General features: G+C 70.0%; 12 protein-coding genes. 4 read left to right on the forward strand and 8 right to left on the reverse strand.

All coding sequences use genetic code 11. The features are described 5' to 3' along the window. Positions 1-44: 44 nt before the first annotated feature. From ACFVFR_RS09340 to ACFVFR_RS09375, 8 genes are read right to left on the reverse strand one after another with little or no spacing between them, the layout of a single operon-like run. On the reverse strand, positions 45-854 hold the full coding sequence (locus ACFVFR_RS09340; RefSeq protein ID WP_383699129.1) for a glycosyltransferase: 810 nt from the start codon (positions 852-854) through the stop codon (positions 45-47). Next, positions 851-2,038, reverse strand: a complete 1,188-nt coding sequence (locus ACFVFR_RS09345; protein ID WP_383699131.1) for a Gfo/Idh/MocA family protein — start codon at positions 2,036-2,038, stop codon at positions 851-853. Before ACFVFR_RS09345 ends, ACFVFR_RS09340 begins: the two co-directional genes overlap by 4 nt. Positions 2,039-2,076: 38 nt before the next feature. Continuing rightward, on the reverse strand, positions 2,077-2,820 hold the full coding sequence (locus tag ACFVFR_RS09350) for a hypothetical protein (RefSeq protein ID WP_383699133.1): 744 nt from the start codon (positions 2,818-2,820) through the stop codon (positions 2,077-2,079). A gap of 23 nt (positions 2,821-2,843) precedes the next feature. Then, on the reverse strand, positions 2,844-4,550 hold the full coding sequence (locus ACFVFR_RS09355) for a carbamoyltransferase (RefSeq protein ID WP_383699135.1): 1,707 nt from the start codon (positions 4,548-4,550) through the stop codon (positions 2,844-2,846). Between the two features lie 20 nt (positions 4,551-4,570). Continuing rightward, the gene (locus ACFVFR_RS09360) at positions 4,571-5,551 is read right to left on the reverse strand and encodes a GNAT family N-acetyltransferase (RefSeq protein WP_383699136.1); all 981 of its coding nucleotides are present in this window, start codon (positions 5,549-5,551) and stop codon (positions 4,571-4,573) included. Between the two features lie 59 nt (positions 5,552-5,610). Beyond that, on the reverse strand, positions 5,611-6,534 hold the full coding sequence (locus tag ACFVFR_RS09365) for a glycosyltransferase (protein WP_383699138.1): 924 nt from the start codon (positions 6,532-6,534) through the stop codon (positions 5,611-5,613). Next, the gene (locus tag ACFVFR_RS09370) at positions 6,521-7,627 is read right to left on the reverse strand and encodes a glycosyltransferase family 2 protein (protein WP_383699140.1); all 1,107 of its coding nucleotides are present in this window, start codon (positions 7,625-7,627) and stop codon (positions 6,521-6,523) included. The genes ACFVFR_RS09365 and ACFVFR_RS09370 overlap by 14 nt, the downstream gene beginning before the upstream one ends. A gap of 45 nt (positions 7,628-7,672) precedes the next feature. Beyond that, on the reverse strand, positions 7,673-8,536 hold the full coding sequence (locus tag ACFVFR_RS09375) for a hypothetical protein (RefSeq protein WP_383699142.1): 864 nt from the start codon (positions 8,534-8,536) through the stop codon (positions 7,673-7,675). A gap of 522 nt (positions 8,537-9,058) precedes the next feature. Here ACFVFR_RS09375 and ACFVFR_RS09380 point away from each other — a divergent pair. From ACFVFR_RS09380 to ACFVFR_RS09395, 4 genes are all read left to right on the forward strand, one after another. Further along, on the forward strand, positions 9,059-10,159 hold the full coding sequence (locus ACFVFR_RS09380) for a Gfo/Idh/MocA family protein (RefSeq protein ID WP_383699143.1): 1,101 nt from the start codon (positions 9,059-9,061) through the stop codon (positions 10,157-10,159). Between the two features lie 2,654 nt (positions 10,160-12,813). Further along, positions 12,814-14,595, forward strand: coding sequence for an NAD(P)/FAD-dependent oxidoreductase (locus ACFVFR_RS09385; RefSeq protein WP_383699145.1), 1,782 nt, complete (start codon positions 12,814-12,816; stop codon positions 14,593-14,595). Further along, entirely contained in the window at positions 14,592-16,001 is a 1,410-nt protein-coding gene (locus ACFVFR_RS09390) for a cation:proton antiporter (protein ID WP_383699147.1), read from the forward strand. The genes ACFVFR_RS09385 and ACFVFR_RS09390 overlap by 4 nt, the downstream gene beginning before the upstream one ends. A gap of 262 nt (positions 16,002-16,263) precedes the next feature. Next, positions 16,264-17,787: an FAD-binding oxidoreductase gene (locus tag ACFVFR_RS09395; RefSeq protein ID WP_383699149.1), complete on the forward strand. Its 1,524-nt coding sequence runs from the start codon at positions 16,264-16,266 to the stop codon at positions 17,785-17,787. The last annotated feature ends 110 nt before the right edge of the window (positions 17,788-17,897 follow it).

Raw genomic sequence — 17,897 nt, forward strand, 5'->3', positions numbered from 1 at the left:
CTCACAACGTCCGGGCGTGTGGTCCGCCCCGGTGCGGAAGCCGCTCACGCACGGTTCATACCGCGCATCGCACGCTCGTGGACGGGAATGCTGGCGCGTCGCAGGCCGTCGATCTGCTGCTCCACCAAGAGCCTGGTCTCGGCGTCGAGCCGCTCGTCGGCCAGGACCCGGCGCAGGATGGTCTCCATCCAGTGCTGGTAGCGGGAGATGTCGTTGGACATCCCGCTTCGGCTGACGATGATCGTGCCAAGGATGCGGGGGACGTGGACCAGTCGCGCGCCGTTGAGCACGAGCCGGTAGTACAGGTCGTAGTCCTCGATGCTGCCCAGGTCCGGGTCGTAGCCCCCGACGGCCTGGAAGGGTTCGACCCGGAAGGCCAGGGTGGAGCCGCACACCGGGCGGGTGAGGAGGATGTCGCGCATCGTGACCTCGGCGGGGTGGCGGACCACCGCGCTCATCTCATAGGTGATGGTGCCGTCCTCCGAGGTCAGCCGGCAGTCTCCGAAGACGGCGTCGGCGTCCGGGCGCTCGGCCAACGCTCCGAGTTGCAGCGCGAGCGTCCAGGGCGGCCACACGTCGTCGGAGTCGATGACGGAGACGATGTCCGCCCGGGCCTGGGAGACGCCGAAGTTCCGGGACGCGCCGACGCCGCGATGGGGAACACGGTGGACCGTGATCCGGTCGTCGCCCAGGCTCCGCGCGACGGCGACGGTGTCGTCCTCGGACTCTCCGTCCACCACGATCGCCTCCCAGTCGGGCATGGTCTGCCGCACCAGGGACCGCAGGGTCTGGGCAAGGGTGGAAGCGCTGTTGCGGGTCGCGATGACGACCGTGACGCGGGGGGTGTCGCTCACTTCGTGCCCTCCTCGATCGGCAGCGGAAGGCTCCAGGCCATGGGGGTGATGTCGGGGAACGTGGACTGGATCTCGTGTACGCCGGGGGCCTGGCCCCCGTGGGACAGACTGAGTGTCAGCTCCAGGACATGCAGGGCGTGTCGGGCGTTGAGGTGGCTCTCCCCATGCCCGCGCAGAGCCAGCGCCATGTCGGCGATGCCCCGGGCGAACTCGATGTCGTGGGTGTCTGTGTAGCGGAAGGGGTGGTCAGCCGGACGCACCAGAGGGTAGTCCACAGGCTCGCCGAGATAGCCGATCCGCCCCTGCTCCGGTCCGGCGGCGGACGCCCTGCTCAGGCTCACCGGCTCGCCGAACCGGAAGGTGTCCGCGACGCTGAGTACACCCTCGTCCCCGATGATGCGCAGCGAGTGGTCCCGAGGCGCCACGATGCTGTTGGTGAGGCGGGCCACGACGCCGGAGTGGAACTCCAGCACAGCGCAGGAGAAGTCCGGTGTGTGCGCGCCTGTGGGCACTCCCTTGTCGGGCAGCAGCTCGGCGGCGTAGGTCACTACCTTCCTGACAGGCCCGAAGAAGGCCGTGAGCCAGGTCAGGACGTATCCGGAGTGCTCGAGGGTGCAGCCGACCGCGAACTCGTCGGCGGCCGGCCAGGGAGCGCCGGAGGCGCTGAGCCACTGCCGGTAGGGCATACGGTGCACCATGCCGTCGTCGAGCTCCGCGTAGACCAGCAGCGGGCGCCCGATCTCGCCCTTGCGCAACGCCGCCCACAGGGTCTGCGCGGTCTCCCCGAGGAGGGTGCACGGCGCCGAGGCCAGCAGCAGGTCGCGTTCCTCGGCCAGCTCCACCAGCGCGCTGGCCTCGGCCAGGTCCATGGCGAACGGCTTCTCCGAGTAGACGTGTTTCCCGGCTTCGAGTGCCGCGCTGGAGATCGTGTAGTGACTGTCCGGGTTGGTGAGGTTGACCACCACCTCGACCTCGGGGTCCGCCAGCACCTCCTGCCACGAGGGGTAGACGTGGCAGTCCCATTCCTGGGCGAACGCCGAGCTGCGGGCCTCGTCCCTGTCCCACACCCCGACCAGGCGCAGCCCCGCGTGGTTGGGGAGCGTCGCGGCGTAGAAGTCCGCGACGTACCCGCAACCGACGAGCACCAGACCCACCGGCGTGTCGTGCGACGGTTCGTGGGCCACGGTGGCCCTCCTTGTCGTGTCGTACTGCGAAGTCAGGCTCATACGGGGTGGACCACCGCCGGCTCCGTCGGGCGCGCGGCGGCGAAGGGACCGTCGAGCGCCGCTGGGAGGACCCGCGCGTTCGGGAAGACCCTGGCGAGGGGCGGCAGCACCGCGGGGACGACTTCGACGCTGGGCAGGGTCACCTCGCGCACCCGCGTCAGGTCGTAGTCCCCCCAGTGCGCGGCAGCCACCTCCGTCACCATCCGCGAGGTGAGGTGGACCGCTGTGGACGCTTCCCGCTCGGCGACCATGAGAAAGTCCTCCGGGTGGAAGGTCTCCACCAGGTGCAGGCTCACCGGTCCGACCGGTAGCAGGAGGTGCCGCGCGAGCCGTCGCGCGGAGCGGACCGCCATCGGTGCGGCGGTCAGGTGACGGGCGGCGTCGCCACCGGTGAACGCCGCGTTCCGGCCCCACACAGCGGGCAGCCGCGTGGCGGCCGACCGCGTGCGGTACTCGGCCATGAGCCGGACCAGGGCGGACGGCAGGCCACCGAAGGCATCGGGGTGGCCGGCGGGCGCCCCGACCGGGTCGGCCGCCTCCCCGGCACCCGTGGCCCCGGCCTCCCGGAGCGCGCGCTCCCGCCACGCGTGGTAGGTCAGGCGCGCGCCGCTTTCCAGCGTCAGGGCGGGGTACAGGGGAAACGTGGCCGCCGCGGCGTCGAGACGACGCACCAGATCGGTCTCGGTGTCCACCGGGTCGCTCAACGCGCCGTCCGTCGCTCCGATTTCCACGATTCCCATGTCCACGTGCTCCGTTACCTCGCTCAGCCGGCCTTCTTGACCAGGTAGTCGCCCATGACCAAAGCGGTGAGGTCCGACTTCTGGAACGTGGCGACGGCGTTCTCGGGCGAGTTGACGATCGGTTCGCCGGCCAGGTTGAACGAAGTGTTGAGCACACAGGGGATTCCCGTCAGCGCCCGGAACCGGTCGATCAGACCCCAGAAGCGGGGGTTCGTCGCACGCCGTACGGCCTGCGGCCGGGCGGTGCCGTCGATGTGGACGGTCGCCGGGATGCGCGGCGCCGCCTCCGGCCGCACCCGGGTCGCGGCGAGCATGAAGTCGTAGGGGCTGCGTGCCTGGCCCACCTCGAACAGGTCGGAGAGGTGCTCTTCCAGCACGCTCGGCGCCAGGGGTCGCCACATCTCCCGGCCCTTGAGCTCGTTGATACGCACCAGGTTCCTGCGGTCGCGGGGGTTGCCGACGATCGAGCGGTTACCCAGCGCCCGCTGACCGACCTCCGCACGCCCCTGGAACCAACCGAGCAATCCGTTGTCGTCCACCAGCGCGGCGGCCTGCTCCAGGAGATCGTTCTCGGCCAGGCGCTCCCAGACGAGTCCGCTGCCGGCCAGGGCCTCCTCGATGGCCTCGGGCCCGTAGTCCAGCCCCAGGTATGCCGACCGGAGCCGCTCGGTCGACAGGGACACCCCGCGACGGTCCGCCAGCGCCAGGGCGGCGCCCACGCTCACACCGGCGTCGTAGGGGAACGAGGGCACGTACACGTCCGTGATGCCGGGCGTGTGGGTCAACTGGCCGATCATCGTGCAGTTCATGGCGACGCCGCCGCTGACCACCAGTCGGTCGCTGCCGCCGGCCTGCTCCAGGACACGGAACATGGCGTCCATGCTGTGCTCCAGCATGTCCTGCACCGAGGCGGCGAAGTTGGCGTAGGCCATGATCTCGCGGCCGTCACCCCGCTGGTACGGATAGGTCTGTTCGGCGAAGTACTTCTCCAACCGCTCCCGCAGGGCGCGGTGCTGCTGGTTGGGCCCCACGCTGGTCATGTCACCCAGGGTGAAGGCGTATCCGTCCTTTCCGGTGGCGACGGGCAGCTGCTGGGTGGGCGTGCCGTAGGCGGCGAGGCCCATCAGCTTGCCCGCGTCCCAGAAGCTCATGCCGCTCCACTCGGCGGCGATGCCGTAGAGCTCACCGAGGCTCTGGTGCAACGGCCAGGTCTTCAGCCACTCGACCTGAGAGCGGTCCGCGATGCCGATGGAGGTGGCGTTGAGCTCGCCCCTGCCGTCGGCCACGATGACGGACGCCTTGTCCAACCCGCTGACCAGCAGTGCGGAGTACGCGTGCGCGTCGTGGTGGGGGATGAAGAACAGCGGCGGCAGGTCCGTGGGCAGCGGGGCCGTCGGTTGCCGGCGGCGCTTGCTGCCGTAGACGTGCTCGGCGACGCCCTCTGGGTCCAGCATCCACTCGTAGAAGGCATCACGCTCCGCGTCGGTGTACCCCTCGCCCGGGTGCTCGGGGAAGGCCGGGAAGCTCCAGCCCACCGCGACGGCGTCGACGGAGGAGAGGGTCAGGCCCTCGGCCGCGAGACAGGCGTGGATCGCGGGAGCGGGGGAGACGTGATGGGCGCGCTTGCGTCGCGTCACGCGCTCTGTCTCGACCACGCGCCTGAGCTCACCGTTGACTACCAGCGCGGCAGACCCGTCATGGTATCCGGCGTTTACACCAAGGATTATCATTCTGACCTTTCACCCAATCCCTAAGAAGCCATGAAGGTGGCACCGACATTGCGTGAGACCTGGTTGGCAAACTGCATCTTGTAGCGCTCTGATCCACGCAGGAGATCAAAGCGCGCGTAACCGGACCGAGCTGTCAGGTGCGCGACGTCGTGCATGTGAAGCAGTCCCGGTCGAAGGTGGGAGTATTCCGGGTTCACCGCCGACTGGTAGTAGTAGCGGCTCTTTCCGTCGTCGAACAGGAGGAACATGGCGGTGGTCGCCGATCCGCTCTTCTGGGCTGACAGCACCAGCCCGCCGGATCGGGCGAACCGTTCGGCGGCCGTGACGAGAAGCTCCTGGGCGGTTGGGTATTCGAGCAGACTGTCCCGGCCGCGTTCCCGCCACCAGGACAGGTGCATGTCGATGAAGAGCCTCATCTCCCCAGCGCGCGGCGTCGTGGAGAAGACGGTTCGTACCGGACCGGCTTTCTCCTCGCGTCGTTTCGACCGGGCGACCAGTTGCCGCAGATGACGTCCACGCCCCTCCCAGTAGGTTTCCCAGCGCGCCGGAAACGTCAGCCGTGGACAGCTCTCGCCCACGCGTACCGGGCCGCCCCGAGGGAGCCCGTCGGCGTGCAGCGCCCGCCCTAGCGGACTGCGCGCGGAGATGTCCGCGAGGCTGAGCGCGTGTACGCCCAACCCGGCTAACGCGCGCAGCACGAGGTGGAGCAGGTCCACGGCGCGTGCCGTCGGGGCGGCCACCCAGCCGCAGTAGTCGGTCAGCCCGTCGCCGGCGCACCTCGCGGTCAGCGTCCCCTCGCTCGTTCGGTCCAGGGTCAGCGGAAGGACCGCGACAAGCTCTCCGTCGCCGTACGCGCACAGGGCCACGCCATCCTGGTGTGACGATCCGAAGACGTCCCACCAGGCCGCGATCCAGTCAGGGTGGTGAAACGGGGTGGCGTACGGATCACGGGAGTGCACCGCACGCCATTCCGAACGGCTGGTGCGGAGGAATTCCCCCAACGGGTGTATCAGTACCGTGTATCGGCGCGAGAGCATGGTGGAAGTCCGATGCCAGAGGGCTAGTGGGGCCGGGACGGTTGGATGTCTCTCCGCCGTTGCCCGTGGGGCCCCTTGGTCTTCTTCTCGACCTGCCACAGGGAATATCCCTTGCGCATTCCCCTGACTTTGGCGAGCGCCGCCCGGAGGTCCGTCGAGACCATGGGCCAGTCGCGGCGCACGGCGTGCTGGGCGACGTGTCGGGCGTGGTCGACGACGAGTTCGCCACCCAGATGCCGAAGCGCCGGCTTTCCCCACCGCTTTTCCACCAGGAAACTACCCCGCCACCAGCGGTACAGCATGTGCTCGAAGGACGCGCGGTCGTCCTGTCGCCGGTGCTCGACCACCGCGCCAGGCACGTACGTCAGCCGGAATCCGGCCGCACGTATGGCGTATCCGACCTGGAGGTCCTCGGCGTATCCGTAGAACCCGCCTATCGTTTCGAGTACTTCCCTACGGAAGCTGCACGCCAGTCCGTAGAGCCACGGGACGTCGACGCGCCGGTCGGGCCCCCACGACTGGGTGGCGTAGGTGACCCGCCACCGGTCATACACCGACTCGCAACGGGTCTCCACGCCCTGCCCGCCCACCGCGGCGACCGCCGGATCCGCGTACTCCGGCAGGAGTTGAGCCAGGAAGTCCGGCCGCGCCACTGTGTCCCCGTCGAGGTAGACGACCACGTCGCCGGTGGCCGACTCCAGGAGGGTGTTTCGGGTGGCCGTACGACCCCGGTTGCCCTCGTGCCGGATCACGGTGATGCCCTCGAACGCCGACAGTACCGCGACGCTCTCGTCGGTGGACCCGTCGTCCACGACGAGGATCTCGTCAGCCGACCGGGTCTGGGAGAGTGCGGAGCGCACTGTCTCGGCGATGATGTCGGCCTGGTTGTAGCAGAGGATCGCGACCGTGCATCGGATGGTGTTGCCGCCGCCGTCAGGCACGTTCACTGCTGTCCTCCGCTGGTCGGGTCGAGTCGGTCCTCCGGGGGACGAACGACTCCGAGTCGATGTACTGGAAGCGCTTGAGGAGCAGGTCGGCCCGTCCGGCCCGGATGGCCTGGGACAGCCGGCCCAGGTCGAAGCACGAGTCCAGGAGGCCGGCCGCGATCCGTCGCGGGACGTCGGCGGCACCGGTGCTGCGCGGCAGGTCGCTCTGGCCGGGCGTGTACGGCTGCTCCGTCTGCCGCCTCAGAGCGGCCACGGCCCACACGCCGGCGCCCCAGGCCAGGGCGGGGGCCGTACGGCGGTGGAGGATGCGCGCGGCGGCGAAGGCGAGCAGGCCGGCCGAGGCGGGGTCCACGTGGGTCTCCACGCGCTTGGGGTGCACCTGGCTCAGGTAGGTGTCCGCGCGCCCGTAGGTCAGCATGCTTCGGGCCACGTGGGGGACCGTGACGTGTTCCCGCGCATGACGCACCAACGCGTCAGGGTTCGTCCGGATGGTGAAGCCGGCCTCGGTGATGCGCACACCGAAGTCCACGTCCTCACCGCCAACGGGAGTGACGATGTCCTCGTCGAACCTGCCGGCGCGGTCGAAAGCGGCCCTGCGCACGCAGATGTTCGCGGTTACCCCCCACAGCACCTGCTCGTACTGCTGGGGGTGGTCGAAGCACTGGCTGTACATGCCGGACCAGGCGAGGACCTTCCACAGCGGTGTGATCGGCCCCTCCAGGTCCACCTGTCCCGTGACGGCGCCGATGGTGTCGGGAAGGTCGAAGATGTGCTCGTGCTCACGCAGGGAGGCGGAGGTGAGCATGCAGTCGGAATCCACGAAGAGGAACGCGTCGTACGTCGCGGCGGCGGCCCCCAGGTTCCGCTTGACGCCGGCGGGGCCGGGCCCGCGCAGGTAGCGCACACCGTGCTCCTCGCAGTACTTCTCCAGATCCGCGGCCTCCGGCTTGCCGGAGCTGTCCACGATCAGCAGCTCCGACGGCAGAGAGGCATGGGCCGACGCTTCGGAGTAGGTGTCGATGAGCCGCATGGCCATCGCCTCGCGCCCGTCGTGGGTGGGAACGATGACCGAAAGCCCGGCAGAACCAGACACAACTGATCTCCTTACGAATATGCACTGGGTAATGCGGTGAACGACTCAACGACAGAGGGGACGCAGACCCGGCGGCAGGTCCATCGACAGCAGTCCCGTTCTGGCCATCTGGTTGCGGAAGTCTCTGACCAGCGGCGGTTGCAGGCCGTGTCTGGTAACGATGTCAAGAAGTTCGGTCCGATTCGCCGCAGAGACGAAGGCGTCCCGGGTTCGCTCGAGTCCCGTCGCGTAACGCTGGTTCGCTTTCGCGAGCTCTTCGATGGTATTGACGCCCTGACTTTCGGAATCCGATGCCAGGTGAAAAGCGAAGCGCGACTCCCCGGCGGCGGATATGTCACGTACCAGGGGCAACAAGTCTATCTCGGCTGCGTCTGTGCGAGGCGAGCTGGCCAGGCTTTCGAGCAGATCTCTCAACATGCTGACGTCGAAGACAAAGGCCCCGCAGTCGGATTCGCCGATGGGAGGCATAGCGTCCCCTTGGCGACGAAAGAGAAAGTCGCAGGGTTGACCCAGCGCGTCACGGACGGTTGATACATAAGGGTCCGTCCGGGTCTTGGTCGGAAAGGACATGCGCGAGGCCAGACGTTGGTGCAGGGCGACCGACAGCCACAGGTTCGGTGCCCAGACCATGCCCATGTCGGCCCAGACGATCAGTACATCGTCCGGACTCTCGTCCAGACTCCGCAAAGCACTCAACGCGGCCCCACCCATGCCAGGCATGCCAGCCTGCTGGAGGACGGCGGTGAAGCCCACGCCGGCCGCGTGCAGTGCTTGCTCCACCAACGGACCGGTTGTCTCGTTGATGACGACCAGTGGACGCGGGTCGAGCGTGAGAACCGCGGAAACGACGCGCACGACGAGTGGGACGGACAGGTCGCCCGCGGCTACGACTTTCGGGGTCTCGCCCACATACCGGGTTCCCTTTCCGGCTGCGGCGACAATGACGCGTAGTCGACGCCCAGCATCCAGAGATGCTTTCGCGTGTCCAGATTCCCGGCAAAACTCTTCGACTACGGTCCGTTCCGTGACCGGATGCCCTGTGGGCGCCCTGGTGAAGAGATCCCCTAGTGACACCAATGCCCCCGTTGCATCAGTTCGTGTTCCCGCTGTGCCCGTGCCGCCTACTCCACACGGGAGTACGACAGCGCCCGTCCGTGTGGCTAGTTGATCATCACACGGGAAACTTGCAGCGTCAAGCATGTTTTCGCAGACTGTGGCAAGAGTAATCCCAGCCACGCGCGGACCATGGCTTGATGACCGATTTACCACTTTTTCTATGCTTGCAGGGCGGTATGGAGAGGGTGGTGCCGCATGGAGATAACTGCAACTTCTATGGTACGGGAGTCGGCACTTCGGGCGCGCGGAATATCAGCCCCGCTCGGCGTTTCGCGACGGCGAGCCTGATGCTGGTTACACATTGAGGGGAACGGCATGAAAGACGTACTCGGTATTGGCTTGGTTGGGGCCGGGAATATCAGCGAGGAATACGTACGGACGCTGCACAGTACGGCGAACGTGCGCCCCGTGCAGGTGGCTTCCCGAACCGCGGCGCGAGCCCAAGCGCTGGCCGATCGATTCCCCGGCCTTCGGGCCACCACGCTGAGCGAGCTCTACGAGTCGAGCGAGGTGGACCTGGTGCTGGATCTGACGCTCCCCCAGGCGCATTTCTCGGTATCCGAGGCGGCGATCGCGGCCGGCAAGCACCTCTACGGGGAGAAGCCTCTCGCGGTCACCACCGAGGAGGCTCGCTTGATTCTGGACGCTGCCCGGAAGGCGGGGGTCAGGGTCGGATGTGCGCCGGACACCGTGCTGGGCACGGGGATTCAGACCGCCCGCAGGTGCCTCGACGCAGGGGATATCGGTGTGCCCGTGGCGGCGAGTGCCTTCATGTTCACGCCCGGACACGAGCGTTGGCACCCTGACCCCGAGTTCTACTATCGGTCGGGGGGCGGACCGTTGCTCGATATGGGCCCCTACTACCTGACCGCCCTGGTGTCGCTGCTCGGCCCGATTGTCCGGGTGGTCGGCATGTCCGCGACGCCGCGAGCCCAGCGGACGATCGGGGCGGGGCCGCGGGCTGGCACCGTCTTCGGTGTCGAGGTGGCAACCCATGTGACCGGTGTGCTGGAACACGAGGGCGGCGTTCTGTCGACCATCATCATGAGCTTTGATGTTTGGCACAGCACACTGCCCCGCATCGAGATCTACGGAACGGGCGGGTCCCTACTGGTACCCGACCCCAACTCCTTCGCTGGCGATGTGTCCATCTCACGTGCGGGAAGCGGTAGTTGGGATGTAGTTCCCGTGTCCGGTGGATACCGGGGCGCGGCCCGTGGCGTCGGCGTCGCGGATATGGCCCGCGCCATCACGGGCAACGTTCCGCACCGGGCGAACGGGGAAATCGCCTATCACGTGCTTGACGTGATGGAGTGCCTCCTCGCTTCGGCGAGAACACAGTCGGCTCAGGTCGTGGGGAGTAGGTGTGAACGGCCCGCCGTTGTACCTCTTGGCGCCAGACCCGCGCGCGACTGACGTGGCCCCAAGCCCGGACCCGCGAGCCGACTACGCGGCTCGGTAGCCAACGTGACCCATCTGGTGGAGGCGTTGGCGCCGACCGCGGAGCTTCGAGGTGTCTAGCGGGTGATGTCCCGACCCCGGAGCCGCCCGTGTCCACCAGGAATCTCGTGTGCCTGGCTCCCCATGCCGCCCATCAACTCGGCCTTGGTCCGCGTGTGGCTCGTCGGCGGGGCGTCCGGGCAGTGACCCCGGTCGCCCCGCATCCGGCTGTCCCGCGTCCGACGCCGCGAGCGGCCCGGCCCGGCGCGGGCGACGCTGCCCGGAGGGGCATCGGGTGCTGCCCCTGCGGACCTCGCTCTCGCGCGTGGTGCCCCGGTAGGCAGGGGGTGGCGCCCGCCCGGCGCCCTGGGAGGGGCGTTTCGCGCCGGGTCGGGCCAGGGGGCGCAGGGGGTGCCCGAAGGCGTCGGCATGCCCTGCGGTGGGCGACGCTGTCGGTCGAGGCGTGTCGGGCTCGCGGAGCCAGCCAGAGGTGTCGGCTCGGGGAGGGGCGTGCGGGGCTCGCCCGGCGGGTGGACGGTGGCAGCTTCCGGGCGGACTCACCGGAGGATGCCCCGGATCGCGACGCGGGCGCCCGGCGTGGCGCGTCGCCATGCCCCCGCGCGCGGCACGGGGGAGGGGAGGCGGGCGGGGCGCCCGGTGAACGCGTCGGGCGAACACGGCGCACGGAAGCGAGGCGGTTCACGGCGCGGATCGTGCTTCGCGTCGCCAGCGTTCCGTCGTGCCGTGGTAGATAACCGCGCGCATCGGGGCGGGCGGCCCCGGTACTGGTGTTGGCGGGCGGGAAGTCTCGCCCCAGAGACACCATCAGGCGCACGAATACCTAGCTTGCCCTCATCGTTCGGCGAAGAACTTCCGGAAAGGGCGGTGGCCGGGTGCTATTTGTGCGGCGGTGCCGCGGCGCGGCGAAAACGCGCGGGTTCGACGTCCTACGCCGTGTCTGGTTCTACGTGCTTGTCGAGACGTTTCGCGCACGCGCCGAATGAGTGCGCCGTGGGTCGTATTGCGCGCGGGGCGGCTTGCCGTACGCCTGTCCTGAGGCGCCCCGGCGGAGTGCGCCGGCAATTCCCCGGCGGCTCCGGTCGCGCGCCCGGAATCGGCCGCCGGGTCCGGCCCGCGAGCGTAACCATTCGACGGACCGTCACGGGCTGCCACGCCCGGTCGCCCCACCGCCGCGCACGCGCCACCGCTCCATCGGCGCCCCCCCGCCGGGCCACCCCGCGAGGTCGCCCAGCGCGGCCATGCCTCCGGCCCCGGCCTCGTGTGCCCCCGCCGCCCTCGCGGGTGTTCCACCACGGGTATGCGGCCTGCGCCGCAGGTCCAGCGGGTCGCGCCCGCAGCACGCCCCGCCCGTCGCGCCAGTGACACGCCGCCTCGTGTGTCGCGCGACTCGCATGCCGCCCCCGCGTGCCCCGAGGTCGCGTACCCCGTCCGTGCGCCGTGCCGACCGGCGCGCGGAATCCCGTCGGAGCTGCCCGCCGGGGCAATCCCCGTGCGCCTTTTTCTGTCCGGAAACGGGAATTCCACAATCCGTGCGCAATCCGCCGGCGCGGTGTGTGATTGCGCCCGCGGGTGGGGCGCCTGTGCGTGGCGGGATCACGTCAACGGTCGGGCCGGACTATGGCTGGTCGCATGCGAGCGTAACGGGCCAGACCTTGTCCCCTGGCGTGGTGTCGGACTCGACAGGGGAGCTGAACTGGCCGGCTTCGTCAGACGGGTTGAGTCGGGAACCGTTGATGTCACCTAGGTGCCGCATATGGGGGTACGAATTCCGCTCTCAGCCAGTGGCAAGAAGCTGCAACTCCCACCGCGTCCCGGGCGCAGTAGCATTGCGTTCACCAGAACTCGTCGGAGCTCACTCGAATCCACGTCGCGGGGCGTTGAATTCGCGAATGGTCTTCCCGCAGCGCAGAAAAGTGTGGTACCCATTTGTTGAGCTTGAAGTCATCTGTTAACCCCTCAGGAAGAGACCTCCCACCTCCCTCGGCGCCGCCCTCGACGCGTGCCCTGGGCGCGATCCCGGTGCCGACGCCGGCGCGTCGTGTCGTCACGGCCTCGCTGGTGCGCGGCTCGGCGCGGTCCCGGCGCCCGGCCGCCGACGCCCGCCCGGCGACGGGCGTTCGGCGCACCCGTGGACGTCGTCCGGGCCCGCGCGCGAGAGCGCCCGAGGTGCGAGCGCCGCGTGCCGGCACGGCGTGTCCCTTGATGTCCCCGCGCGACCCCGTCCGACATCGCGTATCCGACGCCGCGTGCTCGTCGCGCACGCGGCGACCCGGCGTCGCCCCGCCGTGACGGACGCCTGACCTTCGCACCACCCCGCGAGGCGGCCCTTGTCGAGGCCGCCTCGCGGACTATGCCCCTGTTCCTGTCCGTCAGCCCCACGGTCGCGTGCTCCTGGGCGCGCTCCCGTTCCCGGCCCCGTGGCGCGCGGTGTGGCCTCCGGCCCGCCCGGCCGCACCCTCGCGGGTGTCCGCCTCCTCATCGGGGTGCGGGCGGCCCACGCTTCGACCGCCCCGGCGGCGGACACCCGCGGTGCCTCCCACGGGCGCGCGGTCGAGTCAACCCAGCGGTCGAGACAACTCAGTTGGAACCGTAAGAGAGGCGAGATCCGAATGAAGCCTTACTACGACGTGGTCATCATGGGTGGCGGGCCTGGTGGCTCGACCCTGGCGGCGCTGCTGATGAAGCAGGGAGGGTTGAGTGTCGCCGTGGTGGAGAAGGAGCACTTTCCCCGGGAGCACATCGGGGAGTCGTTCGCGCATCCGCTCATACCGGTGCTGGAGGAGAGCGGCGCCCTCGACAAGGTCATGGCCAGCGACTGCTGGGTGCAGAAGTACGGTGGCATCTTCCAGTGGCGTGGTGACCAGCCGCACGTCGCCTACTTCGACCACTCCAACACGGTGCGGGACGGGGTGCCGCGCTGGGCGATGCACGTCAACCGGTCCGAGTTCGACACCATTCTGCTCGATCACGCGGCGGAGACGGGTGCGGAGGTCTTCCAGGGCGCGCAGGTCTCCACGTGTGAGTTGCTGCCGGACGGCAGTGGTCGCGAGGTGGTCCTCAAGGACGGGCGGACCACGCGTACGAGCTGGTTCGTGGACGCCTCGGGGCGGCGGAACAGCATCGTGACGAACAAGAAGCGTGACTGGCTCTCGGGGTACCGCAACATCGCCATCTGGCAGCACTACCTCGGCGGGGAGCGCACCCAGACCTTGGAGGGGGAGTGGAACATCTTCCGGGACAAGGACATCTCGCCCATCGGGTGTTTCGCGTTCCGTGACGGCTGGTGCTGGTACATCCCGGTGCCCAAGATCCTCAACGGCGAGCGCGTGGTCACCCACTCGATCGGCATCGTCACCGACCCCGCCATCCTCAAGCGCCCCGACTGCGACTTCACCGACCCCGAGGTGTTCCTGCGCACCGTCAAGGACGTTCCCAAGCTGCGGGAGCTGATCCAGGACGTGCGGCCGGTCGGTGACCGGATGTTGACGGCCACCAACTACTCGATGATCAACGATCAGTTCGCCAGTCTCGACGAGCGCTGGATACTGCTGGGTGACGCGTCGTACTTCGTGGACCCGCTGTTCTCCTCGGGCGTGGCCTTCGCGGCCAACCAGGCCGTGGCCGCCGCGACCCTGCTGGGCCAGACGGCCGACCCGAGCGTGGCCGAGCGGGACGTCCAGGGCATGTGGCGCGACTACGACACCGAGTGGCACGGCATGGCCGTCACCTTCGCGCTCTCCATCGACCAGTGGTACTACGCCATCGGCCAGGACAACCCCGACAGCGTGTACTGGAACAGCCGCGGCAAGGACAGCTCGCTCGGTCTGAGCCACGAGCAGACCTTCCACGCGCTGCTCAACACCGCCTTCACCCCCGACCTGCTGCAGGTGATCTCCGACGGGGAAGGGGTGGCGGGCCTGGACGTCGACGGCCCGTTCATGACGGAGTACGCCAAGGCGCACGCGCTGGACCTGAGCGCGGAGACCGAGGTGAGTCTGGCGGCCGGGGTCACGGTCACGGCCGGGCCGGGCTTGGATGTGCCCGGGTTCAAGGCGGCCATTCCGCCGGACCCGGATCTGATGAGTGCCGAGGAGCAGGCGGGGGCCGCGCAGTACTGGACCGACCCGGTGCGGTACGCGGACAGCACACCCTCCTCGCTGGGCCGCACGCTGCCCTGCCACCGCTTCTCCTTCCCGGACGACGCGGACCGCGCCCCCGTACGCGGCGTGGACACCTGGGACAGCGCGGCCGAGATCGCCGACCGGCTGGGCCAGGGGCCCATCGGGTGGCAGGACCTGATCCGGTCGCTGGACGGCGGCGGCCAGCGGTTCCTGCGCCGCCTGCTGCACGCCGGCATGCTCGACCTGGGCGGCGCGGGCGAGGCCGGATGAGCCTCACTGAGGCCAGCAAGACCGCTGACGCCGAGGCCGAGCAGGGCTCACGAGCGGGCAGGCGCCAGCGCGTGCTGGGTTACGCCCTGCTCGTCGTGCTCCCTCTCGCGGGGTGCGTCATCGCGCTCGTCGCCGCGCCCGGAGGGTCGGGCGCGGCGGCGGGAGACAGCGCGAAGAGTTCCACCGCCACACTGCTGCTCGCCGCCTCGGGCGTCCTCGTGGTGGCGCTCGGCGCCGGCGCGCTGGCCGCCCGCATCGGGCAGCCGCGCGTCATGGGCGAGATCTGCGCCGGGCTGGCCCTCGGGCCGTCCGTGCTCGGCGAGTTCGGCCCCGAGGTCTCCGACTGGCTCTTCCCGCCCAAGGTCGTCACCGGCCTCGACGCTCTGGCACAACTCGGCCTGGTGCTGTTCATGTTCGGCGTCGGACAGGAACTGGCGCAGGTGCGCAAGGCCCGCGTCGAGCGCGGGTTCACCCTGGTGACCCTCGCGTCCTTCCTGGTGCCGTTCGCCGTGGGGACGACGGCCGCACTGTGGCTGTGGGACGAGCACGGCGGCGAGGCGGCCAGCCCGATCGCCTTCGCCCTGTTCCTCGGCTGCTCGCTCAGCGTCACCGCCTTCCCCGTCCTGGCCCGCATCCTCACCGAACTCGACCTGATCAAGACGCGTACCGGCCGCCTCAGCCTGTACGCGTCGGCCGTGGGCGACGGGGCGTGCTGGGTGGTCCTCACCGCGGCCCTCGCGCTCGCGGCGGGCGAGGGCGCCGGCGACGAGTGGTGGAAACTGCTGCTCTTCGTGGCCACGACCGTCATCCTGCTGGGGCCCGTACGGATCTGGCTCGCCCGACTCCTCGACGGCGACGTCCCGTTCTCGCCGGCCGTCATCAGCACCCTGTGCGTCGCCGGGGTGGCCGCGTCGGCGGGGGTGACCGCGGCCCTGGGCATCCACCAGCTGATCGGCGCCTTCCTCTTCGGCCTGGCCTGGCCGCGCGCCACCGAGCGCGGTGTGGGGGAGGCGGCGCTGTCCTCCGTCGCCACCATCGCCGGACTGCTGCTGCCGTTCTTCTTCCTCGGATTCGGACTCTCCCTCGACCTCGGTGATCTCTCCCTCAACGCGGACGGCGCCTTTCTGCTGACCGTGCTGCTCGTGCTGGCCACCCTCACCAAGGTCCTCGGCGCCGGCCTGGCCGGCTATCTGGCGGGCCTCCCGCGCGGCCAGGCGCTGGAGCTCGGGGTCCTGATGAACACCCGTGGCCTGACCGAACTGGTCGTCCTCAGCATCGGACACGAGGCGGGGGTGATCGGCACCCAGCTGTTCGTCGCGCTGGTCGTCGTCACCCTGGTCACCACCGCCATGACCGGCCCGGGGTTGCGGCTGATCCGTCTCCTGCGCCCCGCCGGACACGCGTAACGGGCGGTGCGGCACCGCGATGACGTCACCGGTGTGCACGCGACCGACGCGCCGGGGACCAGCCAGCCGCACCCGGCCGGCCCCGGCGTGCCAGACGCCCGGGCCGGCCCCGCCGTGACCACCCGCCAGGGGCCACGGCCGGTCGCCGGCCCACGGCGGCCCGTACGCGACGCGCCGTGGCGAACGCCCCGGCGCCCCGAACCCGGGCGCTGCCCCACCGGGCCCCGCCCGCCTCGCCCCTCAAGGATCAGGAGCGCAGCAGATGAATCAGCCCCATGGCCAGTCGTCGCACGGCACGGACCACGACAAGGCGATCGCCGCGTGGCGCGAGATCCTGGGCTCCGAGGCCGTGGTGAGCGCGCCGGCACAGCTGGCCGCGGCGGAGCGCAACACCTCGGCCTTCCCGTCCCGTGACCTCGCCGCCATCCTGCGTCCCACCCAGGCGGACCAGGTGGTCGACGTCGTCCGCGTGGCGCGCGAGCACCACGTCCCGCTGCACCCCGTCAGCACGGGGCTCAACTGGGGGCTGGGCTCCCGGCTGCCACTCCGGCCCGGTACCGCCCTGCTGGACCTCTCCGGTGCCCATCGCATCCGCTCCGTCGACACCCGTGGCCGGTACGCGGTGGTGGAGCCCGGCGTCACCCAGCTCCAGCTGGCCGACTACCTGGCCGAGCACCACCCCGAACTGGCCGTCAACGTGACCGGCTCCTCGCCCAACTCGTCGGTGGTCGGCAACCTGCTGGAGCGCGGCACCGGCTTTCGCCGGCACCGGGCCGACGAGGTGCGCGGGCTCGAAGTGGTCACGGGGCGGGCCGAGTTGATCCGTACCGGCCTGTGGTCCGGGGTGGGGGCCCGCCACCCGCACCACTACCGGCACGGCCTCGGCCCGCAGCTGGACGGGCTGTTCGTCCAGTCCGGTCTCGGCATCGTGACGGCCGCCGTGGTCGACCTGGTGCCACGGCGCGCGGAGTTGCGCCTGTTGATGTTCTCCTTCTCCGAGGAACTGCTCCCGGAGGTGTTCGAGGCCGTCCGTGACCTGTTCACCGGCGACGTGCTCCGTTCCATCACGCACGTCTTCAACGACAAGCGCATCCTGTCCATGTCCGACAGCACCCAGGTGCCCACCTGGACCGGGGTGGTGGCCCTGGACGGCTCCCGCGCCCAGGTGGACCTGGCCAGCCAGGAGGCCCGCGCCGCGCTGACCGCGGCCGGCACGGCCCCCCGGGAGGTCAGCGCCCAGACGGCGGCCGAGGAGGGCGCGGACCCGCTGCTGTCCGCGATGTTCGCGGTGCACAGCGGGCGCCCGACCACCGCGTTCCTGGCGGGCCTGCACCAGGCGGCGGGTGCCACCACCGTGCCCGACCCCGCGACGCTCGACGCCCTCGACGACTCCGCGATCGGCTACCTGGCCTGCATGCCGGTCATCCCCGTCGACGGCGCCAGCGCCCGGGAACTGGTCACCCTCGTGGAGGAGATCTGCGCCCGGTACGCCATCGTGCCCGCCCTGGCGATCAACCCGATGAACGCCGACTACGCCGAGGTGGTCATCAACCTCTACTTCGACCGTACCGACGAGCGGCGGACCCGGGACGCGCACGCGTGCAACGACGAGCTCTACCGGGGGCTGTACGCGCGGGGCTTCCGCTTCTACCGGGTGGGCATCGACGCCATGGAGTTCGTCACCGGACAGGACACCGCGCCCTGGGGCGTCATCGGCCAGCTCAAGGACGCGCTCGACCCGGACGGCGTCATCGCCCCCGGCCGCTACGCCCCCGCCACCGACTGACCCGCCCGGCACCCGGCCGGCCCGCCACCGGCGAGCCGGCCGGGCGCGCACGCGCGGGGAGCCCGGCGACCGTGGCGGGTCACCGGGCTCCGGTAGCCGACGCGCCGGCC

Origin of the sequence: Streptomyces sp. NPDC057702, from assembly GCF_042799315.1 — a bacterium.
GTDB lineage: Bacteria > Actinomycetota > Actinomycetes > Streptomycetales > Streptomycetaceae > Streptomyces.